Here is a 23509-nt window from a genome sequence, read left to right on the forward strand (position 1 = left end):
TATTTATTATGCAAAGCGTACTACTTGCTGGTTGCTCAAGTAGAGGGATTAGGTAAATAAAGGAAATTGTCGAATATTTTCATGAATTCTGCTGTTTTATTTTCATATGTAGTGCAGAGGTATTCGATTACTTGCGCTTCGGACATTAAGTTGTTTTGTAGGATATGCTTGTAGAATTTTTTATTGTCGAGTTGTTCTATTTTTCCGAAGGCTTCTTTCAATAGCGCGGACCCGCTATAGTAGTCTGCGTGTAGTTGTTTTTCGACACTTTCAAATGGTATGCAATGTACATTGCTGTAGTTTTTTACATGTTTTAATTGTGCTTGATCTCCATCCAAGATGGAGATTACATTTTTCTTGTCTGAGAAAAATTCTTCTTTTGCATTTCTACTCATTAAGTCTACAACGCCACTCCCGCCTCCAATGTAAATTATTTTATATTGAAAGTGTGTTTCAGGGTGGTGTTTTTTTAGTAAGTGCTCTAAAAGCTTCTGAAGCAAGTTGTCTTCTGTGAGGATATATCGATCCCATCCTTTGAATCCGAAAAGGACGCTTTTTACATAACTATACGAAGCGGGGATCGGGCGGACACCAGTAGGGCTGTCAAGCAAATAAAAAATCTCATGATCCTCAAGTGTTTTCATTAAGGCCAGAGAGTGTGTTGTAAATAAAATATTCACATTATATTTTTCGCAAAATAACCTAAGCCGTTTTGCTAGTCTGGTTTGAGCTGCAGCATCAAGTGAGATGTCGATTTCGTCAATTACGATAAGTTTGCAGCGGTTTTTGATTTTTCTGTAGACGCTGATTAATAAGTATTCTCCAGAGCTCAAGTAATCTTCGCGTATATACCGGCTTTCCTCTAGGAGGATGCAATAGTATTCGTTGCGTTTTACTTTTATCTGTACCAGGTTGTTAAATTTTGTGGTTAGGTAGATGTAGTTTAGGAAGTCGATTAGCTCTGTGGGGACTTCGTGTGTTCCCATTACAATATTGCTTCGGATGTCTGGGTCAGCTTTAGTCAGCGTCTGAAAAAAGCTAAATCGCTGTCCGTAGGGCATTGGTAGCTCTACATCAATATTGTTTTTTATAGTTTCGGGAATAACATCTTTTGAGTTTAAACTACGAATGTCCGAGTCATAGGTAAATGTAAATGGGGTATCGTTAACTCGATATTTTATAGCGCTGTCGGGCCGAAATATCCCAGGTTGTGATGTTTGAGCGAAGGTGTCAGCAAATCTTAAATTTTGAATGGCTTTGATTAATGTTGTTTTTCCTATGCCGTTTTTTCCTATTAGACACGTTAGCTTGTTAAGGCTTAGGTCAATACCGAAATGTAAACTCAAGACATGCTGGATGTTATGGATTTCGATATCGATTTTCATAGGGACTTCACCGATCCGCGGACAAACATATCGACGACGGAAGCACCATATTTTTTTCGAAGTTTGTTGAGATAAAACTGATCTGTTGTGTTGATGTAGTTTAAGTAGCCAGAAACCTTCGCTAGCGCGGTTGGGCTATCTGTATCAATTTTATCTAAAAATTTTTGTTTGTCTTTTGTGAAGAAGTGCAAAAGCACTTCGATATCACTTTTTAGCTTTGAGTCAATTGTGATAGTGCCATTTGGCAAGATCATCATTCCAAGTATTTTAAGTTTATTGCCTGCGGAGCTGTATTTTGTTTTTGAAGGGTTGATAGATAGGTTGTCATTGAAATTCTGATAAAGAATGGCTTCTATGATATCGCCAGTTCCATACAGTTTTTTTTCACTACCGGAGATTATAATGTCATCCGAATAGCGTGTGTAAATAAAGTTATTTTCTTTGCAGTATTGCTCTACAGCATTGTCGAAGGGCAGGAGGCAAGCATTACTAATCAGCGGAGAGGTAGAAAAACCAACAGGTAGTCTGTTGGATACAGTGCAAAGCTCAACTATTCTATCAATATACGCAGTCGTGTCGCTTATGGGTATTCTGTCCAAGCTGTTAAATATGCAGGACTGGACAGTTTCGCTGCGAATACTTCCAAAAAAATTCTTCAAGTCAGTTTGGTAGAAGTGCTTGCTGCTAGCATGTTTTTTCACTGCTTCTGCTACGTTCATTCCTTTTCTGTAAGAATAAACGCAGCGTTCATTGAAGGCGAGCCACTGGAATACAAATAAGTTTAGGAATTTATGATATGTTTTCAGAGTTGGGTCGACAGCATATACGTCTTTGTTGTTAAGGTCTAACTTTTTAAATTTTTCGGAAATGTCCCCAGAACTAAAATCGTCGAAGTCATGTTTTCCATGGTACATAGCTTCAAATGCAGATTTAAAGTCTCTATTAACCATTTGTCAGTCTCTGGTGTGAGTACATTGCAACAGATGTAATGCTGCCAAGATTAGATTCGTGTTTCCCGCAAGGAAATCGATGCTTATTTTTGGTAAGTAATATTTTTGCTGATGAGCTGATTAATCTATATTTGATGTCAGCGTAAAGATAGTTAATTTTAAAAGGAGGGAGGGCGGTGCGAAGGGTTTTACAATCTGCATGGACCCCCTGCTCTAATGGAAACTGAGGAGGGAGGCCATACAAATGTAACATGGATCAAGACCTCTAGAGGTCAGCTTATCGACTGGAGATACCCCTAGTCACTGACATAGATACATGGTAAGGCTTTGGTGCAAAAAAGACAACCACGGAGGTGTAATTGAGGAAATTACCTATCTATCTGATTTAGCTGGCGATAATCGTTTTTTCGTCTTTTAAGTGGGTGCGTCTTTGGCAGTCTCTGTCAGCTATTTCGTTTCTATTATTGAATTGAAAGCTTTTTGTGAAAAACGCACAGATTAGTTTTTGTCTGTCAGCATCGGCTTGTATATCAATGGTGGACCTTTTAGGCATTCTATGCCCGAAAGGAATTGGCTAGTCGGATGACCCGCTGGTGGCCGAAGCCACCGCCCGGGCCAAACCGCGCGGTACGTGAGGTTCAGCGACAGGCCTTGGCGGTCAGTTGTTCCCGGCAATAATCGGCAAACAACTGCGCCGGTTTGGTCAGCTGTCCGCGCTTGAGCCACGCCGCTACCAGCCCTGAGCCGGTGACGTCTTCGACGATGTCGACGCACACGACTTTCTTGCCGTCGTAGGTGCATTCCGAGTGCGGGCGGGTGACCAGGATCGAGAAGCCGAAACCCTGGCCGACCATGCCGCGCACCATTTCGATCGACGGCGAGCTGAACTCGATGCGTGGTGACAGGCCGAGCTCTTCGAACAGGCTGACGAAGTAGGTGCGGCTCGGTTGCACGTCGAGCAGGATCATCGGTTCCAGGCACAAGTCCCGCAGCGAAACCTGCTTGAGCTGGGCGAAGCGGTGATCCGCCGGGAGCAGGGCGTAAGGCCGCTGGGCCGGCATCAAGGGTTCGGTTTCGATGGTGGCGTCGAGGTCGTGCTTGTACAGGATCGCGAGGTCGAAGGTGCCCGAGGTCAGGCCTTGCACCAGTTCCTGTTGTTCGCCGTCGCGGATGCGGATTTTCACCCCCGGATACAGCGCCGAGAAGCCGGCAATCAGTTGTGGCAAGTACAGCGGCGCGACGGTTTCGAAACAGCCGATATCGATCTGCCCGGCCACCACGTCGTTGTCGGCGAGGGCGTTCTGTTCGAACTCCTTGGCCATGCGCAGCAGTTCCTGGGCCTTGCGGAAGAACCGTGCACCGCTCGGCGTCAGTGACACGCCCTGAGCATGATGGCGGATCAACAGTTGCACGCCGAAGCTGTCTTCCAGCCCCTTGATCGCCGTGGAAATCGCCGGTTGCGCGATGTACAGCTTGCGCGAGGCTTCGGCGACGCTGCCGCATTCGACGGTGGTGATGAAGTATTTCAACTGACGCAGGTTGTAAGCGGCCACGGTGAACCTCAAAGCGAACGGATTCCACATCCAAGCAATTTGTACGCCGCCGGCCTCCGTTCTGTCGGCGGTTTTTTTGTCCCTGAACAATAGCCCCATACGCGCGCGAGGGGGCTATCGGCTGGTTACCTTTTTTATTGTCTGCGAAGACATTTTTACTGGTTTTAGCTCGCACGGGCCTGAGCGACTATCACTGCGCACTGTTCTCAAAAGAATAAAAGTCCAAGGAGCAACCACCGTGTTCGAGCTTGCAGACTGGCAGCGCAAGGCCGCTGAATTGAGCTATCCGTACCAGGCCGTGATCGACGGCAAACTGCGTGCGGCGCAGTCGGGGCAGACCTTTGCCGCGATCAACCCGGCCACCGGCCAGCTTTTGGCAAACGTCGCCGCGTGCGGTGAAGAAGATGTCGACGCGGCGGTGCGCAATGCGCGGCAGGTATTCGAGGCCGGCACCTGGGCCGGGCGTTCACCGACCGAGCGCAAGCAAGTCTTGCTGCGTCTGGCGGATCTGATTCTGGCCAATCGCGAAGAGCTGGCGCTGCTCGATTCGCTGAACATGGGCAAACCGGTGATGGACGCTTACAACATCGACGTGCCGGGCGCCGCCGGGGTGTTTCGCTGGTACGCCGAAAGCCTCGACAAACTCTACGATCAAGTCGCGCCGAGCGCTTCGAATGTGCTGGCGACCATCACCCGCGAAGCGCTGGGCGTGGTCGCCGCCGTGGTGCCTTGGAACTTCCCGCTGGACATGGCCGCGTGGAAACTCGCCCCGGCGCTGGCGGCGGGCAACTCGGTGATCCTCAAACCTGCCGAGCAATCACCGTTTTCCGCATTGCGTCTGGCCGAACTGGCGCTGGAAGCCGGGCTGCCGGCCGGTGTGCTGAACGTGCTGCCGGGGCTCGGCGAACAGACCGGCAAAGCCCTGGGTCTGCACCCGGATGTCGATTGTCTGGTGTTCACCGGCTCGACGCAGGTCGGCAAATATTTCATGCAGTACTCCGCGCAGTCGAACCTCAAGCAGGTGTGGCTGGAGTGCGGCGGCAAGAGCGCCAATCTGGTGTTCGCCGACTGCAAGGATCTGGATCTGGCGGCGCAGAAAGCCGCGTTCGGGATCTTCTTCAATCAGGGCGAAGTCTGCTCGGCCAACTCGCGATTGCTGGTGGAGCGCTCGATTCATGATGAGTTCGTCGAGCGACTGAAGGCTCAGGCCGAGCGCTGGCAGCCGGGCGATCCGCTGGACCCGGCAAGCGCCGCCGGGGCGATTGTCGAGACTCGTCAGACCGAAAGCATTCTGCGCTTCATCCACCAGGCCGAACGCGAAGGCGCGACCCGCGTCTGCGGCGGTCGGCAACTGAGTTTCAACGGTTCGGACAACTTCGTTCAGCCGACGATTTTCACCGGCGTGCAGCCGCACATGACCCTGTTTCGCGAAGAAGTGTTCGGCCCGGTGCTGGCGGTGATGCCGTTCGATGACGAGGCCCACGCCTTGCAACTGGCCAACGACAGCGTCTACGGTCTGGCGGCGTCGCTGTGGACCGATGATCTGCACCGCGCGCACCGGGTGGCGCGGCAATTGCGAGCCGGTACGGTGTCGGTCAACAGCGTCGATGCGCTGGACGTGACCGTGCCGTTCGGCGGTGGCAAGCAATCCGGTTTCGGCCGCGATCTGTCGCTGCACTCGTTCGACAAATACACCCAGTTGAAAACCACCTGGTTTCAACTGCGCTCATGACAGCCGCTCACAACAAAAAAGGAGATCCGGCGATGACCACCTCACGTGAAACCCGCGACTACCAGGCCGCCGATGCAGCGCACCACATTCATGCGTTCGTCGACCAGAAGGCCCTCAACGACGAAGGCCCACGGGTGATGGTGCGCGGTGACCGCCTGCACCTGTGGGACAACGACGGTCGGCGTTACCTCGACGGCATGTCCGGGCTGTGGTGCACCAACCTCGGCTACGGGCGCAAGGATCTGAACGCCGCGGCGAGCCGGCAACTTGAGCAGTTGCCGTACTACAACATGTTTTTCCACACCACCCACCCGCAGGTGATCGAGCTTTCCGAGCTGCTGTTCAGTCTGCTGCCGGGGCACTACAGCCACGCGATCTACACCAACTCCGGCTCCGAGGCCAACGAGGTGCTGATCCGAACCGTGCGCCGTTACTGGCAGGTGCTGGGCAAGCCCGAGAAGAAAATCATGATCGGCCGCTGGAACGGCTACCACGGTTCGACCCTCGCGGCGACGGCCCTCGGCGGCATGAAGTTCATGCACGAAATGGGCGGGATGATTCCCGACATCGCGCACATCGACGAGCCGTACTTCTTCGCCCACGAAGGCAACCTGACTCCGGCGGAATTCGGCCTGCGGGCGGCTCAGCAACTGGAAGCGAAGATCCTCGAACTGGGCGCCGACAAGGTTGCAGGCTTCATCGCCGAGCCGTTCCAGGGCGCGGGCGGGATGATCTTTCCGCCGGAAAGCTACTGGCCGGAAATCCAGCGTATCTGCCGCAAGTACGACGTGCTGTTGTGCGCCGATGAAGTGATCGGCGGCTTTGGTCGCACGGGTGAATGGTTCGCCCACGAATACTTCGGTTTCGAGCCGGACACTCTGTCCATCGCCAAGGGTTTGACCTCCGGTTATATCCCGATGGGTGGCTTGATCCTGTCGAAGAAAATGGCCGACGTGCTGGTGGAGCAGGGCGGCGTATTCGCCCACGGCCTGACCTATTCCGGGCACCCGGTGGCGGCGGCGGTGGCGATTGCCAACCTCAAGGCATTGCGCGATGAAGGCGTGGTGACGCGGGTCAAGGATGACATCGGGCCGTACCTGCAACAGTGTCTGCGCGAGGTGTTCGGCAATCACCCGTTGGTGGGCGATATCCAGGGCACGGGCATGGTCGCGGCGCTGCAACTGGCCGAAGACAAGGCGACACGCAAGCGCTTCGCCAACGAGAACGACATCGCCTGGCGCTGCCGCACGATCGGTTTTGAAGAGGGGGTGATCATTCGCTCGACCCTGGGGCGGATGATCATGGCGCCGGCGCTGATTGCCAGCCGTGAAGAGATTGACGAGCTGGTGGGCAAGACGTTGAAAGCGCTGGATCGTACGGCGCAGGAATACGGCCGGCTCTGATTTGAAACCTGCATGAACCGTTAACAATCGCAGCCTTCGGCTGCGATTTTTTTTGGCTTTGCACCCACCTCGGGCACCCCCGCCCGACGCGCCCTTTCGCGGTGCGCACTACCCAGTTTTTTCATCGTTCGCGTCTAACTATTTCCTCGTTTTCCTGACGCCAAGCCTGGGTCAACATCGATTTCGCCAGCCAAGGCATTGCCCGCCAGAGTCCAGCAGAGACCGCAGCGTGCAATCGCGACACCACGGCTGGCCGTACTGCCCATGACAACTAAATCAACAGCGTTGGGAGTGCTCCATGAACAAGTCCTTGTTTACCCGTCTTGCATGTCCTCTGGCGATTTCCGCCCTTTCAGTCACCGGCGCCCAGGCCGGCACCTTGTCGATCGGCCACACCACGTGGGTCGGCTACGGCACCCTGTATCTGGCCCAGGATCTGGGCTACTTCAAGGAAAACGGCCTGACCGTCGAATTGCCGGTGGTCGAAGAAGCGTCGATGTACATGGCCGCCCAGGCGTCCGGGCAATTGTCCGGCTCGGCCTCGACCATCGACGAAGTGCTCAAGTACCGCCCGCAGTTCTGCTTCAAGGCCGTGGCCGCGCTGGATGACAGCCATGGCGGCGACGGCGTGCTGGTCGGCAAGAACGTCAAGAGCCTGCAGGAACTCAAGGGCCAGGCCGTGGCCGTCAATGAAGGTTCGACCTCGCAGTTCTGGCTGTCGTACCTGCTGAAAAAGAACGGCATGAGCATGAGTGACATCACCGTGCAGAACATGACCGCCGACGATGCCGCCACGGCGTTCATCGCCGGTCGTGTGCCGGCCGCCGTGACCTGGGAACCGCATCTGTCGATGGTGCGCGACAAGCAGCAGGGCAAGGTGCTGATCGACAGCAGCAGTACGCCGGGTGTGATCGTCGATGTGGTGGCGCTCAACTGCACGGTGATCGAGAAGCAGCCGGAAGACGTCAAGGCGCTGGTCGCCGGTCTCTACAAAGCGGTGCAGTACACCAAGGACCATCCACAGAAAGCCTACGAAATCATGGCCAAGGGCGTCGGCGGTTACCTGTCCGATCCGAAGGAACTGGCCGCCGCCGCGCAGGGCGTGCGTTTCTACGATCAGGCCATGAGCGAGAAGCTGCTGGGCAAACCCGGCGCGCCGGGTGACAGCGCACCGCTGATCAAACTGGCCAACGAAACCGCCAGCGAATTGCAGGGCAAGCCCTACAACGTCAGCAACGACGATCTGGTGGATAACCGTTTCGTCAGCCCGCTCTAGGAGATTGGTCATGTTCAAGCGCAATTCATGGCTGAGCCGCTGCATCACGCCGAAGACCGGATTGCCGGTGCCAGTGGTGTGGAGCGCCAGCGGTCTGGCCTGGGTGTTGCTGGTCGGCCTGTGGGCCGGGTTGTCCTACGGCGGCATCGTGCCGGGGATGTTCCTGCCGACGCCCGGTGCGGTGGTTGAAGCCGCCGTGCGCCTGAGCCGCGACGGCACCCTCGGCCAGCATGTCTGGGCCAGTGTCGAAGTGGTGATGGTCGGCTTCATCGTGTCATCGTTGGTGGCAGTGCCGCTGGGCTTGCTGATGGGCAGCTTCCGTATCGTCCAGGCGTTCCTCGAACCGCTGGTCAACTTCATCCGCTACCTGCCGGTGACCTCGTTCGTGCCGCTGTTCATCCTGTGGATCGGTATCGGTCTGGAGCAGCGGGTGTCGGTGATCATTTTCGGTGTGTTCTTCCAACAACTGGTGATGGTCGCGGACGTGTCCAAAGGCATCTCCAAGGACTTGATCAACGCCTCTTACACCCTCGGTTCCAACCGGCGTGACGCGGTGCTGCATGTGATCGCCCCAGCGTCGTTGCCAGGTGTGCTCGACACCTTGCGGGTGACCATGGGCTGGGCCTGGACGTATCTGGTGGTCGCCGAACTGGTAGCCGCATCGAGTGGCCTCGGTTACTTGAGCCTCAAGGCCATGCGCGGCTTTCAGGTGGATGTGATTTTTCTCGCCATCGCGATCATCGGCCTGCTCGGCCTGGTCACCGATCAACTGTTCCGCTTCTTGCGTTTGAGGATTGCCGCATGGGCTCAGTAACCGCTGCCAACCGTCGTTTCATCGAGCCGGTCGCCGCACCGGCACTCGCCGCGCCAAGGTTGCAGGTGGACAAGGTCAGCCTGCGCTACACCAAACCCGGCGGCGGAACATTCACTGCGCTTGAAGAAGTGTCGTTCGAAGTGCCGGATCAGCAATTCGCGGTGCTGGTCGGGCCGTCGGGCTGCGGCAAGTCGAGCCTGCTGTACCTCACCGCCGGCCTGGCCGAGCCGACGTCCGGCGAGATCTACGTCGGCGGCCAGCAAGTGCAGGGCCCCGGCGCGGATCGCGGGATGGTGTTCCAGAGCTACACGCTGTTCCCGTGGCTGACCGTGCGGCAGAACGTCGAGTTCGGCCTCAAGCGCCGGGGCATGCCGGCGGCGCGGCGCAAGGAGATCGTCGATCACTACGTGCACGAAGTCGGGTTGTCAGGGTTTGCCGACAACTACGCCAAGCAGTTGTCCGGCGGCATGATGCAACGGGTGGCGATTGCCCGGGCGCTGGCCAACGATCCGCAGATACTGCTGATGGACGAACCCTTCGGCGCCCTCGACAGCCAGACCCGTCTGCAAATGCAGCAGCTGTTGCTGCGGGTGTGGGGCAACAGCAAGAAAACCGTGCTGTTCGTCACTCACGATATCGACGAAGCGATCCTGCTCGGCGACCGGGTGTATGTGATGGGCGCGCGGCCCGGGCGGATCAAGCAGATTCTCGATGTGCCGATCGAACGACCGCGCACGCTGGACATGGTCATGGAGCGCTCGTTCATCGACATGAAACGGCAGATCTTCGGGCTGTTGCACGACGATCTCGAAGAGGCTCACTGAGGTCAGTTAGGTGGCAGGAGGAACTTCGCAATCACCGGCAGATGATCGGAAATGCGCAAGGTATCGTCCTGACGCACCGTGGCCTCGACCCGTTTGATCTTCGGGCTGTAGAACAGGTAATCGACCGTGCGATCCGGGCCGTTGAGGCCGGGGTCGTTGGGGTAATGGGTCAGCCACTTGGCGCGGTCGATGCCGCCGGCTTCGTTGTTGGTCGGGATCATCGGATACTTGTCCCACAGCAGATGCAGCGCACTGTCCACGGAGTAGGGCGTGCGCTGTTCGGTGGGCAGGCGCCGGTACTGGCCGAGCGGCAAGAGGTTGAAGTCACCCCCGATCAGCCACGGCGTGCCGTGGCTTTCGTGTTTGTCGAGAACCTTGGCCACCGCCGCCACTTGCGCCTGCAAGGTTTCGTCCGGCTGCATGGCGCGATCCAGATGCGTGTTGAACACCACCAGTTGCCCGCCATCGCTGAACGGCAGGGTGGTGGCGAGCAGGGCGTTTTTCGGCTGGAACTGGCGGCTGATGATATTCAGCGGCTGCACCGGCAATTGCAGGCGTTCGGCGTGTTCGATGCGCAAGCGACTGAGGGTCGCGAGTTGCCGGCCGACACTGCCGAAGACATGCGGATCCGGGACGAAATCGGCCTTCCAGTCGAAGGCATGGGCACTGCACGGGTAGAGGTCGGCGAGGCGTTCCTGCAACAGCTTGAGCTGGTTCTGATAGTCGCTGGCCTTGGCGCCGTCATCCAGTTCCTGCAACAGCACCACGTCGGGCTGCTCGTCGCGGATCACCCGCGCCACTTCATCGAGGCTGAACGCCATGTCTTCCGGGGTGGGTGCTTCGTCGTCGCCTTGCGCCAGGTCATTCCAGAACACATAACGCTTGCCGGCCAGGTATTGCACGTTCCAGGTCATGACCTTCAGCGCCTGGCCGGGCACCAGCGTCGGCGGCTGCCCGGTGCAACTGACCGGCAGGGTCTCCCGGGCGTCGGGGCGCCAGGTCAGGCTGAAAATCATCACGCCGGTCAGGGCGACGGCCAGCAGCACGGAGAGCAGGATGTAGCGCAGTAGACGGGTCATGGCTCGGCTTATAGCGATACGGAAGTGGTCCCGAGCATACCCGAGACCCGTCGCTCAGCCCAAGCGCAGAGCGGTCAGACTATTCCGTCACGTTTGTCGGGCAATTCGCTGATCAGCATGAACAGGCGGAACAGCACCACGCTGGTGAACAGTTGCAGGAAGCTGTGGCCACTGTCGATCAGCACGGCGATCAACGGATTCTGCGGATCGGGATAGACCTGCAAGGTCAGGCCCTTGAGCAGCCACAACGGCCCCATCACACAGAGGATGCACGCCAGAATCCGCAGGAAATGCCCACGGCTCAGGCGCAGGCTTTCCTTCATCGCCTGCAACGGGCCGTAGCCGCGCAGCACCAGCAGGTATTCACCGAAGGCCAGGGTGACCATCAGCCACAGGCCTGGCAGGAAATACAGGGACAGGCCCAGCAGGATCAACATCGTGTTGAGCGCAGTGAGCACGGCGAAACGCGGCCACAGGCGCGCCGACATCGCCAGCAGATCGAGGGTTTGCGGGGATTCGCCGCGGGTGCGGGCGTCGAGAAACAGGATCAGCGCGGCGGTGTACAGCGGATAGACCAGCAGGCCGACGATCACGCTGATGGCCGAATAACCGTCCGGGTCGCTGGCGCGATCGACCACTTGTTGCAGCGCGGCTTCGAAGATCACCAGCGGCAGGCACAGCTGGACGATCCGCACCAGATTGCGTTTAAAGAAATACAGCGAGTCACGCAGCACATCGAAGGCATTCATCAGTCGGTATCGCAGGTCAAAAACAGTGGCTCACTTTAACCGATGATGTGCTGCCGGGCGCAAACGTAAACGTTCGGTAAAGACCATTGAAACATTCTGTCACTGCCTCCATTACAGAGGTGCGCCTCCTCCACTGTGGAGGAGGGCAACGTTATCCCCGGCAATCTACGAGGTCGCCATGAACAGCGAAGAGCAAACCCTGATCGATGGACTGTTTTCCCGGCTGCAACAGGCCGAAACGGAGGCAGCCCCGCGTGACGCCCAGGCCGAGGCGCGGATCAAGGAACACCTGACGCGCCAGCCGGCCGCAGGCTATTTCATGACCCAGGCGATTCTGGTGCAGGAGGCCGCGATCAAGAGCCTCGACGAACAGAACAAACAACTGACTCAACAGGTTCAGCAACTGCAGGCCGAACTGCAATCGGCCAAGGCGCAAAGTGCTGCCCCGGCGCCGAGCGGCGGTGGTTTCCTGTCGAGCATCTTCGGTGGCAGCAGCCCGCGCCCGGCGCCGACCCAAAGCGCCCTGGCTTCTACTGGCGGCTGGCGTGAGCCGGCTCCGCAACAGAACTTCGGTGCCCCCGCGCCGCAACAGAACTTCGGCGCGCCACCACCGGGTTATGGCCAACAGCAAGCGGCCCCGGCGGCGGGCAGCAGCTTCCTCGGCGGCGCCCTGAAAACCGCGGCCGGTGTGGCCGGTGGCGTGATGCTGGCCCAAGGCATCAGCAGCCTGTTCCATCACAACCAGCAGCCGGAAGAAATCGTCGAAGTGATCAAGGAAGAGCCTGCGCAAGTGGCCGATCAGGGTAATAACGGTTGGGGCGATGACCAGCGCATGGCCAACAACGATTCCTTCGGCAACAACCAGGGTGGCTTCACCGACACCGACTACAGCGATGACAACTCATCGTTCTTCGATGACGACGATTCCTTCGTCTGATTCACCATTCGTCCGGGGCGCCTGAGCGCCCCGGGCCGATTATTCGCGGAACCTTCCTTCGGGCTGGCATACTGAGCGCCTTTTTCGGGCCTGGTGCCTGATCCGGCTCATGCGCGTCAGCGCTCACAGGAACTCCGGTGAAAAAAATCGCAGTGTTCGCCGATGTGCAGAACCTCTACTACACCGTCCGCCAGGCCTATGGTTGCCACTTCAACTACGCGGCGCTGTGGGCGGATGTCAGCCAGCACGGGCAGATCGTCGAGGCTTATGCCTATGCGATCGACCGGGGCGACAGCAAACAGCAGCAATTCCAGCAGATCCTGCGCAACCTCGGTTTCACCGTGAAACTCAAACCCTACATCCAGCGCAGCGACGGCTCGGCCAAGGGCGACTGGGACGTGGGCATCACCCTCGACATCATGGACGCCGCCGACCACGTCGACGAAATCGTCCTGGCCTCCGGTGATGGCGACTTCGACATGCTGCTCGAACGCATCATCAACAAACACGGCGTGCAAGCGGTGGCCTATGGCGTTCCCGGCTTGACCGCCAACTCGCTGATCCGCGCCGCCAGCCGTTATGTGCCGATTGAAGGCACGCTGTTGCTCAAGAATTGAACGGAGTTGAACCCGGTTTGGAACGCATTGCAGTCATCGACTTTGAAACCACCGGCATCTCGCCGAGCAGCAGCTGCCGGGCCACGGAAATCGCCGTGGTCATGCTGGAAAACGGCCGCATCGTCGAGCGTTACCAGAGCCTGATGAACGCCGGCGTACGCGTCCCGGCCTTCATCGAACAACTCACCGGCATCAGCAACGCCATGCTGCGCACCGCGCCCTCGGCCGAGCAGGTGATGAACGAAGTCAACGAATTCGTCGGCTGCACGCCCCTGCTGGCGCACAACGCCGCGTTCGACCAGAAGTTCTGGGACTTCGAACTGGGCCGGATCAAACGCACCCGCCTGCAGAACTTTGCCTGTTCGCTGCTGCTGGCCCGTCGCCTGATGCCGGCGGCGCCGAACCACAAGCTCGGCACGCTCACGACCTTCGCCCAACTGCCGCATACCGGCCAGGCCCACCGGGCGATGGCGGATGCGGAGATGGCGGCGAACTTGCTGGCGCATCTGGCGGATGAGTTGCGGTGCAAGCATGGGGTGCGGGAGTTGTCTCATGACCTGCTTTGCAAGTTGCAGAAAGTGCCGGCGGCGAAGGTTCGGGAGCATCTTCAGCGATTTCGCTGATTATTTGCCGTTGCCCTCGATATGACCGAGCGGCACCCGCTTCTCTATCGCACTCGACAACACGATCGACGTCTTGCTGAACCCGAATTTCGCCACCCGGTTGATCAGCTCTTCCAGCTCGGTCATCGAGCCCACGGCGGCCTGCATGATCACGCACGGGTCGCCGGTGACGCGGTGGCATTCGGTGAGTTGCGGAATTCTGATCAGTTCGTCGTACACCTTCGGGTTGCCGTGCTGGTTCAGGCGCAGTTCGATGACGCACTGGATCGGCAGGCCGAGCTTGGCCATGTCGACCTTGGCCGAGTAGCCGGTGATGACGCCGCTGGCCTCCAGTTTGGCCACGCGCTCGGCGACGGCGGGGGCGGAGAGGTTCACTTTGCGGGCGAGATCGGCGTAGGACGCGCGACCGTTTTCGAGCAGGGCGCTGAGCAGCATGCGGTCGTATTTGTCCAAGGTCGGACTCCTGAAAATGCCAGACTTTCGAAATCGCGGTTTTGGCCGTCGATCTCCGTGTTTTCAAAAGTGTACCGGCGCTATAAACAGGTTTTGTAACTTATTTTTAGCGGTTGGCCTTTCTAGAATAACCAGTCTCCCTGCCTTGATGTCGAGTCGTCTCATGTCTGCCGTGCGCCGTTTTTCCTTGCCGCTGATCGCCGCGTTTTTTGCGTTGTACGTGATTTGGGGATCGACCTATCTGGTGATCCGCATCGGCGTCGAATACTGGCCGCCGCTGATGCTAGGCGGCGTGCGCTTCGTGATCGCCGGCAGCCTGATGTACGCGTTCCTGCGCTGGCGCGGGGCACCGGCGCCGACCTGGGCGCAGTGGAAAGCGGCGGGGATCATCGGGATTCTGTTGCTCAGTTTCGGCAACGGTGCGGTGACCCTGGCCGAACACAGCGGTGTGGCGTCGGGTGTTGCCGCACTGGCAGTGGCGACGGTGCCGCTGTTTACCTTGCTCTGCGGTTATTTCTGGGGCGCTCGCAACACGCGTCTGGAATGGGCCGGGGTGGCGATGGGGATTATCGGCATCGCGATGCTCAACATGGGCTCCAACCTGCAATCGAGCCCGCTGGGCGCGGCGCTGCTGATTTTCGCGGCGGCGAGCTGGGCGTTTGGTTCGGTGTGGAGCAAGCACCTGCCGTTGCCCCAGGGCGCAATGGCCAGTGCCGTGGAAATGCTGGTGGGCGGTGTGGTGCTGTTGATCGGCAGCGCGGCGAGCGGTGAACACCTGCAGGCCATGCCGCCACTGGAAGGCTGGCTGGCGCTGGCATACCTGATTTTCTTCGGCTCGATCATCGCCTTCAACGCCTACATGTATCTGTTGAAAAACGTCCGTCCGGCGGCGGCCACCAGTTATGCCTATGTGAACCCGGCGGTGGCGGTGTTGCTGGGGATCGTGTTTGTCGGCGAGACCATCGGGATCGAAGAGGCGTTGGCGATGCTGGTGATCATCGGCGCTGTGGTGCTGATCGGTCTGCCGCAGTGGCGCCGCCCACGGCAGCTGCCGGTGGTCACCGAGCCGGCTGCCGCAACGAAGGCCATAGCGACGGAGCAGCGTGCGAATTAGGGTAAACTGCGCGCCATCGCACACTTTGCTCTGATTTTTCCTACGGTACTCCCATGACTTTCGCCACCCTTGGCCTGATCGAACCCTTGCTGCGCTCCCTCGAGAAGCTCGGCTACCAGACCCCGACGCCGGTGCAGGCGCAAGCCATTCCGGCCGTGCTGGCCGGTCGCGACCTGATGGCCGCAGCCCAGACCGGCACCGGCAAGACCGCCGGTTTCGCCTTGCCGCTGTTGCAGCTGCTGAGCATGGAAGGGCCGAAAGTCGCTGCCAACTCGGTCCGTGCATTGATCCTGGTACCGACCCGCGAGTTGGCCGAGCAAGTCCACGAAGCCGTGCGCCAGTACGCCGAAAACCTGCCGTTGCGCACTTACGCGGTGTACGGCGGCGTCAGCATCAACCCGCAGATGATGAAGCTGCGCGGCGGCGTTGATCTGCTGGTGGCAACCCCGGGCCGTTTGCTCGACCTGTTCCGCCAGAAGGCGCTGAAATTCAATCAGCTGCAAACCCTGGTGCTGGACGAAGCCGACCGCATGCTCGACCTGGGCTTTTCCGAGGAGCTGGCGAACATTTACCGCGCGCTGCCGAAGAAACGTCAGACGCTGCTGTTCTCCGCGACCTTCTCCGATGACATCCGCCTGCTGGCCGGGCAGATGCTCAACGATCCGCTGAGCATCGAAGTCAGCCCGCGCAACGTGGCCGCCAACACCGTCAAGCAATGGGTGGTGACGGTGGACAAAAAGCGCAAGCCGGAACTGTTCGTGCACCTGATGCGCAAGAACAAGTGGAAGCAGGTGCTGGTGTTCGCCAAGACCCGTAATGGTGTGGACGCGCTGGTCGAGAAGCTCCAGGGCCTGGGCGTGAATGCCGACGGCATCCACGGCGACAAGCCGCAAGCGACTCGGCAGCGGGCGCTGGACCGTTTCAAAATGAGCGAAGTGCAGATTCTGGTGGCCACCGACGTCGCCGCCCGTGGTCTGGATATCGAAGACCTGCCGTTGGTGGTCAACTTTGATCTGCCGATCGTTGCCGAGGATTACATCCACCGTATCGGCCGGACTGGCCGCGCAGGTGCGACCGGTGAGGCGATTTCGTTGGTGTGTGCCGATGAAGTGAACATGTTGTCGGCGATTGAAATGCTGACCCGCAGCACGTTGAAGCGCGAGGTTGAGCCGGACTTCGTGCCGGAGCACCGTGTGCCAGACACCGATGCCAGTGGCCAGGTGATCAAGAAGCCGAAGAAACCGAAAAAGCCGAAAGCTTCCGGTGGCGGCGGCAAGCGTAATCTGGGCAAGTGGGTGGACAGCGGGGATACCCCGGCGCCGGAGGTGGCGATCAAGCCTGTGCGCAAGGTGCCGGTGTTCAATACCGGGCCGCGCAAGCGTAAGCCTTAAGCATTAGATTGGGTCGTTCCCGTGCAATGCGGGAACGATCAGTTGCGCTGTTTCAACCAGTCCAGCATTCCAGCTCCGGCCGCCCGGCCACTGGCAAAACACGCCGTCAGCAAATACCCGCCAGTCGGCGCTTCCCAATCCAGCATCTCCCCGGCACAGAACACCCCCGGCAACGCCTTGAGCATCAGCCGCTCATCCATCGCCTCGAACGTCACGCCACCGGCACTGCTGATCGCTTCGTCCAGCGGACGGGTTTTCACCAGCGTCAGCGGCAAGGCCTTGATCGCCCGGGCCAATAATGCCGGATCGGCAAAGGTCGCAGCGTCAGTGAGTTCCCGCAACAGCGCCGCTTTCACCCCGTCAATCCCGACCTGACTGTGCAGATGCTTGGCCATCGAGCGTGAACCCCGAGGTTTGCTCAATGCCGCCTGCAATTTATCCACAGGCCGGCCGGGCAGCAGGTCGATGTGAACAGTCGCGGCACCGTGCACATTGATCGCCTCACGAATCGGCGCCGACAGCGCGTAGATCAGACTGCCCTCGATGCCGGTCGCGGTAATTACACACTCGCCCAAACGCGGAACATCGTCGTTCAAACCGATGGCGATATTTTTCAGCGGCGCGCCGGAGAATTTGCTGACCATCACTTCGCTCCAGGTCTGCACCTCGAAGCCGCAATTGCTCGGCTGCAACGGCGCCAGTCCTACGCCGCGCTGCTCCAGCGGCAGCATCCACGCGCCGTCGGAACCCAGCCGCGACCAGCTGCCGCCGCCGAGGGCCAGCAGGGTGGCGTCGGGATTCAGGGTTTTCTCGCCTTCCGGGCTGTCGATGCGCAACGCACCCTTTTCATCCCAGCCGAGCCAGCGGTGGCGGGTGTGGATAACCACGCCGCTGTCGCGCAGGCGCTTGAGCCAGGCACGGAGCAACGGCGCGGCTTTCATGTCGGTGGGGAACACCCGGCCGGAGCTGCCGATGAAGGTTTCGATGCCCAAGTCGTGAATCCAGCGGCACAGTGCGTCGGCGTCGAACGCGCGCAGCAACGGGGCGATGTTCGGGGCGCGTTCGGCGTAGCGCGAGAGGAACGCTGGGTAGGCTTCGGAATGGGTGATGTTCATGCCGCCGACCCCGGCCAGCAGGAACTTGCGGCCCACCGAGGGCATGCCGTCGTACAAATCGACGCGGACTCCGGCCTGGCTCAGCACTTCGGCGGCCATCAGGCCGGCGGGGCCACCGCCGATGATGGCGACGTGAGCGGGAAGGGCGGCGGAAGTCTGAGTCATGGCAGCGGCAATAGCGTGGCGGAATAAGCCGCGCATTCTAGCAGCAGCGGCCATTGTCAGGCCTGATCAAAAAACAACCAGCTTGCTGCAGGCTATGTTCAGCGTGGGCTGTAGTCCGTTTCGCTCAGGTTATCCACAGGCCGTTCCACAGCCATTGTGGGTAACGCAGCACAACTCAATGACAACCCGATGACTGCCAGACGCGTTGCGCACTGTGATGAAGGATGCCGTGACGGCGGGCCAAGGCCTGGCGATCCTTGCTGTAACCGCCGCCGATCACCCCGACCACCGGGATGTCGCGGCCCAGGCAGTGGCGCATCACGCTTTCGTCGCGGGCGGCTACGCCTTCGTCAGTCAGTTGCAGAAAACCGAGGGCGTCGTCCTTGTGCACGTCGACACCGGCGTCGTACAGCACCAGATCTGGTTGATACAGCGGCAGCAGGTAGTTGAGCGCATCGTCGACCACTTTCAGGTAATCGGTATCGCCCATGCCGTTGGGCAGCGGAATGTCCCAGTCGCTTTCGGCCTTGCGTGCAGGAAAGTTCTTTTCGCAGTGCAGGGAAACGGTGATCGCTTCCGGGGTGTTGTGCAGAATCCGTGCAGTCCCGTCGCCCTGATGCACGTCGCAATCGAAGATCAGCACCCGGTTCACCCGGCCGCTTTGCAGCAGGTAGTGGCTGATGATCGCCAGGTCATTGAAGATGCAGAACCCGGCGGGGTAGTCGTAGTGGGCGTGATGGGTGCCGCCGGCGAGGTGACAGGCCAGGCCATGCTCCAGCGCTTTCTCTGCCGCCAGAATCGAACCGCCGACGGCCCGCACCGTGCGCCGGGCCAGCGCTTCGTTCCATGGCAGGCCGAGGCGCCGCTGGTCTTCACGGGACAACTCGCCACTCATGTAGCGTTCGATATAACCGCGGTCATGGGCCAGGGCGAGGATGTCGGCAGGGCACAGTTCAGGGCGTAGCAGGTCTTCATCGCGGGTCAGACCGCTGTCCACCAGGTGATCGCGCAGCAGGCGGAACTTGTCCATGGGAAAGCGGTGATCCGCCGGAAACTCGGGGCTGTAGTCTTCGTGGTAGATCAACGGCAATGGCATGGCGGACTATTCATAAAGGCTGTAGGAAAGAGTGCAAAGCCTACCAGCGATGTAGACTTGCGGCATGGAAACGGAGGGGCACGATGGAGCCGATACTTGAGCTGGAAAGCGCGCGACTGCTGATGCGTCAGTGGCAGGACGCGGATTTGCCGGCATTTGCGGCGATGTGCGCCGATCCGCAGGTGATGCGCTACTTTCCCGCCCCCTTGAGTCGGCTGGAAAGCGCGGCGCTGATCGGCCGTGTACGCGGTCATTTCGCCGAGCATGGTTACGGTCTGTGGGCGCTGGAGCGCAAGGACACCGGCGAATTCATCGGTTTTACCGGGCTCGGCGTGGTCGGTTTCGACGCGCCGTTCACCCCGGCGGTGGAAATCGGCTGGCGCCTGGCGAAAGAACACTGGGGCCTGGGTTATGCCAGCGAGGCGGCGTGGACCGCGCTGCGCTGTGGCTTTGACCGGTTGGCCCTGAAGGAAATTGTGGCGTTCACTGCGCAGAGCAATCTGCCGTCGGAAAAAGTCATGCAGGCCATCGGCATGCATCACGACCCGGCCCATGATTTCGATCACCCGAAAGTGGCTGTCGATCACCCGTTGCGTCGACATCTGTTGTACCGCATCACCAGGGAGCAATGGCTGCAGACCCTGCATGGCTAAGCCGACACGGACGTTTACAATGGCGCGATCATGGCTCGCGCCAGAACCTGAATTGGCCGCCGCAGCCAAGACTGCGCGGCATAGCGTTGTGTGAGGAGAGTCTGAATGAGCCAAGTGTTGGAAGATCTGGTGGATCTGCTGACCCTCGAACCGATCGAGGAAAACCTGTTCCGTGGTCGCAGTCAGGATCTGGGCTTTCGCCAGTTGTTCGGCGGCCAGGTGCTCGGCCAGTCGCTGTCGGCGGCCAGTCAGACCGTTGAAGAGACGCGTCATGTGCATTCGATGCACGGTTATTTCCTGCGCCCGGGCGATGCCAAGTTGCCGGTGGTCTACTCGGTGGATCGCGTGCGTGACGGCGGCAGTTTCAGCACCCGCCGCGTGACCGCGATCCAGAAGGGCCACCCGATTTTCACTTGCAGCGCTTCGTTCCAGTACGACGAAGAAGGCTTCGAACACCAGAGCCAGATGCCGCAAGTGGTCGGCCCGGAAAACCTGCCGTCGGAGCTGGAACTGACCCAGCAACGCGCGCACCTGATCCCGGAACACATGCGTGAAAAGCTGCTGTGCCCGAAGCCGATCGAAGTGCGCCCGGTCACTGAAAAAGACCCGTACAACCCGCAACCGGCGGACCCGATCAAGTACGTGTGGTTCCGTGCCGACGGTGCATTGGCCGACATCCCGGCGCTGCACAAATACCTGCTGGCCTACGCCTCGGACTTCGGTCTGCTGACCACCTCGATGCTGCCGCACGGCAAATCGGTCTGGCAGAAAGACATGCAGGTCGCCAGCCTCGACCACGCCTTGTGGTTCCACAACGATCTGCGCGCCGATGACTGGTTGCTCTACGCCATGGACAGCCCGTGGGCCGGCAATTCCCGCGGCTTCTCCCGTGGCAGCGTGTTCAACCGCGCCGGGCAATTGGTGGCGTCGGTGACTCAGGAAGGCCTGATCCGTCATCGCAAGGATTGGGCATGAGTCTGGCGGATGTGCGGCACTGGGTGTTCGACATGGACGGCACCCTGACCGTCGCCGTGCACGACTTCGCGGCGATTCGCGTGGCACTGGCGATCCCGCCGGAGGATGACATCCTCACCCATCTCGCGGCGTTACCCGCCGAAGAAGCGGCGGCGAAACATGCGTGGCTGCTGGAACATGAGCGCGATCTGGCGCTCGGCTCGACCCCGGCAGTCGGCGCGGTGGAGTTGGTGCGCGACCTGCACACGCGGGGCTATCGCCTCGGCATTCTGACCCGCAATGCGCGGGAGCTGGCCCATGTGACGCTGGAGGCCATCGGCCTGGCGGACTGCTTCGCGGTAAACGATGTACTGGGCCGCGATGAAGCGCCGCCGAAACCGCACCCGGGCGGTTTGCTGAAACTGGCCGAGGCCTGGCAAGTGCCGGCGAGCGAGATGGTGATGGTCGGCGATTACCGCTTCGACCTCGACTGCGGTCGGGCAGCGGGCACCCACACGGTGCTGGTGAACCTGCCGGATAATCCGTGGCCGGAGCTGACCGACTGGCATGCGAAGGATTGTGTGGAATTGCGGCGGATGTTGTCCGCTTGAAAAAAAACGGGGGCTTCGGCCCCCGTTTTTTATTGGTCGAATATCGCTTTCTGGCCTTCCGGCGAGGTCAGCATGCCGTCGCCGTTATGTCCGATGCCGGGCACTTCCACCAGCCGCTGATTCACCCCTTCCGGATGCCGACGCAGCAGATAGCTGAAGAACATTTTTCCGCGCATCAGGCGATAGGCGCCTTGCGCTTCGGCGGCGCAGCTCTTGTCCAGCGCCGGGTGTTGCGGGTCGGTGTCCTGCTGGCCGAGCAGATAAATCACCTCGCGTTTGACGTAACTGCCTTCAAGCTGCGCAGGCGTTTGCCCACCGGAGTAGATCGGCGGATCCACCAGACCGTACTTCCAGCGATTGAAACCCGGGCACTGCGCGTGATCGAACGCCACCGGCCGTTGTTCATTGAAGTAGGCGTACGAGGACGGGTTGGCCACCACATAACGCAAGCGAATGCCTTCGGCCTTGAGCGCCGGCTGTTCGCGGGCCAGCAGGGCATAGCGCTGCACCACCTGACCACCGCCGGAGTGGCCGAAGATCACGATCTGCTTCACGTCCGGAAACTGCTTGCGATCACTGAGCCGGCCAATGATTTCGTCGAGGGCGGCATAGGAGCTGAGCGCGTTTGGCCCTGTGGATAACCCGCCGCCCATCCACTCATTGCCTTTCCAGCGCAGGACGCTGGCGGGCAACGAGTAGAGAGCGACATCGCTTTCGTTGAGAAACTGCGGGGCGATCACCAGGGTGTTGGCGGTTTGCCCGGCCAGTTCGGCGGCGCTCTCGCCACTTTTGCGATAGGTCTCGGCGTTGCGCAGCTTGCCATGAATGACGATCAGCACCCGCTCGATTTTCGCTGGCGCCGGGCCGATGCCCACCGCCATTTCGCCGGCCTGCAACTGCAGGCGTCCGGGGCTGATCGCGTCGACGCCGGCCGCTTGTGCGGTGCCGCCGATGAACAGTAAAGCCAACAGCCATTTATGCATTTACAGGTTTTTCGCCGCAAAGGTATCGCACTGGCCGACCTGGCCCTGGGCGAATCCGGTTTTGAACCAGCGCACCCTTTGCGCCGACGTACCGTGGGTAAACGAGTCCGGCACCACACGGCCCTGACCCTGTTGTTGCAGGCGATCATCACCGATGGCGTTCGCCGCGTTCAAGGCCTCTTCGATATCGCCCGGTTCCAGCCAGTTCAGACGCTTCTGCGCGTTGTAGGCCCAGACCCCGGCCAGGCAATCGGCTTGCAGTTCCTGGCGCACCAGCAGACCGCCGTCACCTTCCATCTGGCGACCTTGCTGGCGGGCGGCCTGGATTTTCGCCGAGACGCCCAGCAGCGTCTGCACATGGTGTCCGACTTCGTGAGCGATCACGTAGGCCTGGGCAAAGTCGCCGGCCGCCTTGAAGCGTTGGGACATTTCCTGGAAGAACGCCATGTCCAGATAGACCTTCTGGTCCGCCGGGCAATAGAACGGGCCGGTGGCCGAGGTGGCCATGCCGCAGGCCGAATTGACCCGGTTGCTGAACAGCACCAGGGTCGGATCCTTATATTGGCGACCGGCCTGCTGGAAGATCGCGCCCCAGGTGTCCTCGGTGTCGCCGAGGATCGAACGCACAAACTCAGCCTGTTCATCGTTGGCCGGCGGTGCCTGACGGGTTTGCGAAGTCGGTGCGGCTTGCTGTGTGCCTTGGCCGGTGAGCTGGCCGAGAATCTGTAGCGGGTCCTGCCCGGTGATCCAGCCGATACCGACGATCAACAGGATCGCCCCGAGGCTCAGGCCTTTGCCGCCACCGAAGCGCATGCCTCCACCGCCACCGCCCATGTCATCGCCACGGGCATCGACGACGTTGTCACTGCGTCGACCTTTTCTCCATAGCATGTGGGAATCCTCGTCTGTTCAGGTGGAAAGTGTGTGGTGATGAGTGTTGCTGGTGTGTGAGTGTGGCGCCAGTCCGGTCGTCCGTCCATTCGCACACAGACAAACAGGCCCGACCTCGCGTGACGAGGTCGGGCCTGTTAT

At 59.5% G+C, this 23509-nt stretch carries 23 protein-coding genes; 13 read left to right on the plus strand and 10 right to left on the minus strand.

Annotation, left to right across the window (positions count from 1 at the left end; genetic code table 11):
• Window positions 1-35: 35 nt before the first annotated feature.
• The 3 genes from AC1RMX_RS21675 to AC1RMX_RS21685 form a co-directional block, all read right to left on the minus strand.
• A complete protein-coding gene (locus AC1RMX_RS21675) occupies window positions 36-1385 on the minus strand; it encodes an AAA family ATPase (protein ID WP_493072975.1) in 1350 nt (449 codons plus the stop codon).
• Window positions 1382-2335 (minus strand): reverse transcriptase domain-containing protein, encoded by a 954-nt coding sequence (locus AC1RMX_RS21680; protein WP_493072976.1) that lies wholly within the window; start codon window positions 2333-2335, stop codon window positions 1382-1384. Before AC1RMX_RS21680 ends, AC1RMX_RS21675 begins: the two co-directional genes overlap by 4 nt.
• Window positions 2336-2973: 638 nt before the next feature.
• A complete protein-coding gene (locus tag AC1RMX_RS21685; protein ID WP_493072977.1) occupies window positions 2974-3888 on the minus strand; it encodes a LysR family transcriptional regulator in 915 nt (304 codons plus the stop codon).
• Window positions 3889-4126: 238 nt separating this feature from the next.
• On the opposite strand from AC1RMX_RS21685, the gene AC1RMX_RS21690 reads away from it, so the two are divergent.
• The 5 genes from AC1RMX_RS21690 (at window position 4127) to AC1RMX_RS21710 (ending at window position 9937) form a co-directional block, all read left to right on the plus strand.
• Window positions 4127-5620: an aldehyde dehydrogenase gene (locus AC1RMX_RS21690; RefSeq protein ID WP_493072978.1), complete on the plus strand. Its 1494-nt coding sequence runs from the start codon at window positions 4127-4129 to the stop codon at window positions 5618-5620.
• Window positions 5621-5652: 32 nt separating this feature from the next.
• Window positions 5653-7023: an aspartate aminotransferase family protein gene (locus tag AC1RMX_RS21695; protein ID WP_085703122.1), complete on the plus strand. Its 1371-nt coding sequence runs from the start codon at window positions 5653-5655 to the stop codon at window positions 7021-7023.
• 298 nt (window positions 7024-7321) lie between these two features.
• The gene (locus AC1RMX_RS21700) at window positions 7322-8299 is read left to right on the plus strand and encodes an ABC transporter substrate-binding protein (RefSeq protein WP_096820810.1); all 978 of its coding nucleotides are present in this window, start codon (window positions 7322-7324) and stop codon (window positions 8297-8299) included.
• 10 nt (window positions 8300-8309) lie between these two features.
• Window positions 8310-9113 carry an ABC transporter permease gene (locus AC1RMX_RS21705; RefSeq protein WP_085732919.1) on the plus strand — a complete coding sequence of 268 codons (804 nt, stop codon included), beginning with the start codon at window positions 8310-8312 and terminating at the stop codon, window positions 9111-9113.
• Window positions 9101-9937: an ABC transporter ATP-binding protein gene (locus tag AC1RMX_RS21710; RefSeq protein WP_085612572.1), complete on the plus strand. Its 837-nt coding sequence runs from the start codon at window positions 9101-9103 to the stop codon at window positions 9935-9937. Before AC1RMX_RS21705 ends, AC1RMX_RS21710 begins: the two co-directional genes overlap by 13 nt.
• A gap of 2 nt (window positions 9938-9939) precedes the next feature.
• On the opposite strand, the gene AC1RMX_RS21715 is transcribed toward AC1RMX_RS21710, so the two are convergent.
• Window positions 9940-11016 (minus strand): endonuclease/exonuclease/phosphatase family protein, encoded by a 1077-nt coding sequence (locus AC1RMX_RS21715; RefSeq protein WP_493072980.1) that lies wholly within the window; start codon window positions 11014-11016, stop codon window positions 9940-9942.
• Between the two features lie 74 nt (window positions 11017-11090).
• Complete coding sequence (locus AC1RMX_RS21720; RefSeq protein ID WP_096820812.1) at window positions 11091-11765, minus strand: YciC family protein; 675 nt, start codon at window positions 11763-11765, stop codon at window positions 11091-11093.
• 178 nt (window positions 11766-11943) lie between these two features.
• Here AC1RMX_RS21720 and AC1RMX_RS21725 point away from each other — a divergent pair, with 178 nt between their 5' ends.
• From AC1RMX_RS21725 to AC1RMX_RS21735, 3 genes are all read left to right on the plus strand, one after another.
• On the plus strand, window positions 11944-12702 hold the full coding sequence (locus AC1RMX_RS21725) for a DUF2076 domain-containing protein (protein WP_493072981.1): 759 nt from the start codon (window positions 11944-11946) through the stop codon (window positions 12700-12702).
• Between the two features lie 137 nt (window positions 12703-12839).
• On the plus strand, window positions 12840-13319 hold the full coding sequence (locus tag AC1RMX_RS21730) for an NYN domain-containing protein (RefSeq protein ID WP_096820814.1): 480 nt from the start codon (window positions 12840-12842) through the stop codon (window positions 13317-13319).
• Between the two features lie 17 nt (window positions 13320-13336).
• On the plus strand, window positions 13337-13942 hold the full coding sequence (locus tag AC1RMX_RS21735) for a 3'-5' exonuclease (RefSeq protein WP_096820815.1): 606 nt from the start codon (window positions 13337-13339) through the stop codon (window positions 13940-13942).
• On the opposite strand, the gene AC1RMX_RS21740 is transcribed toward AC1RMX_RS21735, so the two are convergent.
• A complete protein-coding gene (locus AC1RMX_RS21740) occupies window positions 13943-14395 on the minus strand; it encodes an Lrp/AsnC family transcriptional regulator (RefSeq protein WP_039771800.1) in 453 nt (150 codons plus the stop codon). It abuts the gene before it with no gap.
• A 163-nt stretch (window positions 14396-14558) separates the two neighbouring features.
• On the opposite strand from AC1RMX_RS21740, the gene yedA reads away from it, so the two are divergent.
• Together yedA and rhlE1 are read left to right on the plus strand one after the other, a co-directional pair.
• Window positions 14559-15509 carry a drug/metabolite exporter YedA gene (gene yedA, locus AC1RMX_RS21745; RefSeq protein WP_096820816.1) on the plus strand — a complete coding sequence of 317 codons (951 nt, stop codon included), beginning with the start codon at window positions 14559-14561 and terminating at the stop codon, window positions 15507-15509.
• 53 nt (window positions 15510-15562) lie between these two features.
• Window positions 15563-16900: an RNA helicase RhlE1 gene (gene rhlE1 / locus AC1RMX_RS21750; RefSeq protein ID WP_493072983.1), complete on the plus strand. Its 1338-nt coding sequence runs from the start codon at window positions 15563-15565 to the stop codon at window positions 16898-16900.
• Between the two features lie 38 nt (window positions 16901-16938).
• On the opposite strand, the gene AC1RMX_RS21755 is transcribed toward rhlE1, so the two are convergent.
• Together AC1RMX_RS21755 and AC1RMX_RS21760 are read right to left on the minus strand one after the other, a co-directional pair.
• Complete coding sequence (locus AC1RMX_RS21755; RefSeq protein ID WP_493072984.1) at window positions 16939-18180, minus strand: TIGR03862 family flavoprotein; 1242 nt, start codon at window positions 18178-18180, stop codon at window positions 16939-16941.
• Between the two features lie 175 nt (window positions 18181-18355).
• Window positions 18356-19276, minus strand: a complete 921-nt coding sequence (locus AC1RMX_RS21760) for a histone deacetylase family protein (RefSeq protein ID WP_096820819.1) — start codon at window positions 19274-19276, stop codon at window positions 18356-18358.
• 83 nt (window positions 19277-19359) lie between these two features.
• Here AC1RMX_RS21760 and AC1RMX_RS21765 point away from each other — a divergent pair, with 83 nt between their 5' ends.
• From AC1RMX_RS21765 to AC1RMX_RS21775, 3 genes are all read left to right on the plus strand, one after another.
• The gene (locus AC1RMX_RS21765) at window positions 19360-19929 is read left to right on the plus strand and encodes a GNAT family N-acetyltransferase (RefSeq protein WP_493072985.1); all 570 of its coding nucleotides are present in this window, start codon (window positions 19360-19362) and stop codon (window positions 19927-19929) included.
• Between the two features lie 105 nt (window positions 19930-20034).
• Window positions 20035-20904 (plus strand): acyl-CoA thioesterase II, encoded by an 870-nt coding sequence (gene tesB, locus AC1RMX_RS21770; protein ID WP_085712241.1) that lies wholly within the window; start codon window positions 20035-20037, stop codon window positions 20902-20904.
• Window positions 20901-21494 (plus strand): HAD family hydrolase, encoded by a 594-nt coding sequence (locus AC1RMX_RS21775; protein WP_493072987.1) that lies wholly within the window; start codon window positions 20901-20903, stop codon window positions 21492-21494. Before tesB ends, AC1RMX_RS21775 begins: the two co-directional genes overlap by 4 nt.
• A 29-nt stretch (window positions 21495-21523) precedes the next feature.
• On the opposite strand, the gene AC1RMX_RS21780 is transcribed toward AC1RMX_RS21775, so the two are convergent.
• Window positions 21524-22477 (minus strand): alpha/beta hydrolase, encoded by a 954-nt coding sequence (locus AC1RMX_RS21780; RefSeq protein ID WP_493072988.1) that lies wholly within the window; start codon window positions 22475-22477, stop codon window positions 21524-21526.
• The gene (gene ypfJ, locus AC1RMX_RS21785; RefSeq protein ID WP_096820823.1) at window positions 22478-23368 is read right to left on the minus strand and encodes a KPN_02809 family neutral zinc metallopeptidase; all 891 of its coding nucleotides are present in this window, start codon (window positions 23366-23368) and stop codon (window positions 22478-22480) included.
• Between the last annotated feature and the right edge of the window lie 141 nt (window positions 23369-23509).

This window comes from Pseudomonas sp. GW822-FHT03F04 (assembly GCF_058801405.1).

What these genes read in the sequence shown, in the direction of transcription:
- AC1RMX_RS21675 (WP_493072975.1), bottom strand. Translation starts at nt 1,385, where the DNA reads ATGAAAATCGATATCGAAATCCATAACATCCAGCATGTCTTGAGTTTA.
- AC1RMX_RS21680 (WP_493072976.1), bottom strand. Translation starts at nt 2,335, where the DNA reads ATGGTTAATAGAGACTTTAAATCTGCATTTGAAGCTATGTACCATGGA.
- AC1RMX_RS21695 (WP_085703122.1), top strand. Translation starts at nt 5,653, where the DNA reads ATGACCACCTCACGTGAAACCCGCGACTACCAGGCCGCCGATGCAGCG.
- AC1RMX_RS21700 (WP_096820810.1), top strand. Translation starts at nt 7,322, where the DNA reads ATGAACAAGTCCTTGTTTACCCGTCTTGCATGTCCTCTGGCGATTTCC.
- AC1RMX_RS21705 (WP_085732919.1), top strand. Translation starts at nt 8,310, where the DNA reads ATGTTCAAGCGCAATTCATGGCTGAGCCGCTGCATCACGCCGAAGACC.
- AC1RMX_RS21710 (WP_085612572.1), top strand. Translation starts at nt 9,101, where the DNA reads ATGGGCTCAGTAACCGCTGCCAACCGTCGTTTCATCGAGCCGGTCGCC.
- AC1RMX_RS21715 (WP_493072980.1), bottom strand. Translation starts at nt 11,016, where the DNA reads ATGACCCGTCTACTGCGCTACATCCTGCTCTCCGTGCTGCTGGCCGTC.
- AC1RMX_RS21720 (WP_096820812.1), bottom strand. Translation starts at nt 11,765, where the DNA reads ATGAATGCCTTCGATGTGCTGCGTGACTCGCTGTATTTCTTTAAACGC.
- AC1RMX_RS21725 (WP_493072981.1), top strand. Translation starts at nt 11,944, where the DNA reads ATGAACAGCGAAGAGCAAACCCTGATCGATGGACTGTTTTCCCGGCTG.
- yedA (WP_096820816.1), top strand. Translation starts at nt 14,559, where the DNA reads ATGTCTGCCGTGCGCCGTTTTTCCTTGCCGCTGATCGCCGCGTTTTTT.
- rhlE1 (WP_493072983.1), top strand. Translation starts at nt 15,563, where the DNA reads ATGACTTTCGCCACCCTTGGCCTGATCGAACCCTTGCTGCGCTCCCTC.
- AC1RMX_RS21755 (WP_493072984.1), bottom strand. Translation starts at nt 18,180, where the DNA reads ATGACTCAGACTTCCGCCGCCCTTCCCGCTCACGTCGCCATCATCGGC.
- AC1RMX_RS21760 (WP_096820819.1), bottom strand. Translation starts at nt 19,276, where the DNA reads ATGCCATTGCCGTTGATCTACCACGAAGACTACAGCCCCGAGTTTCCG.
- AC1RMX_RS21765 (WP_493072985.1), top strand. Translation starts at nt 19,360, where the DNA reads ATGGAGCCGATACTTGAGCTGGAAAGCGCGCGACTGCTGATGCGTCAG.
- tesB (WP_085712241.1), top strand. Translation starts at nt 20,035, where the DNA reads ATGAGCCAAGTGTTGGAAGATCTGGTGGATCTGCTGACCCTCGAACCG.
- AC1RMX_RS21775 (WP_493072987.1), top strand. Translation starts at nt 20,901, where the DNA reads ATGAGTCTGGCGGATGTGCGGCACTGGGTGTTCGACATGGACGGCACC.
- AC1RMX_RS21780 (WP_493072988.1), bottom strand. Translation starts at nt 22,477, where the DNA reads ATGCATAAATGGCTGTTGGCTTTACTGTTCATCGGCGGCACCGCACAA.
- ypfJ (WP_096820823.1), bottom strand. Translation starts at nt 23,368, where the DNA reads ATGCTATGGAGAAAAGGTCGACGCAGTGACAACGTCGTCGATGCCCGT.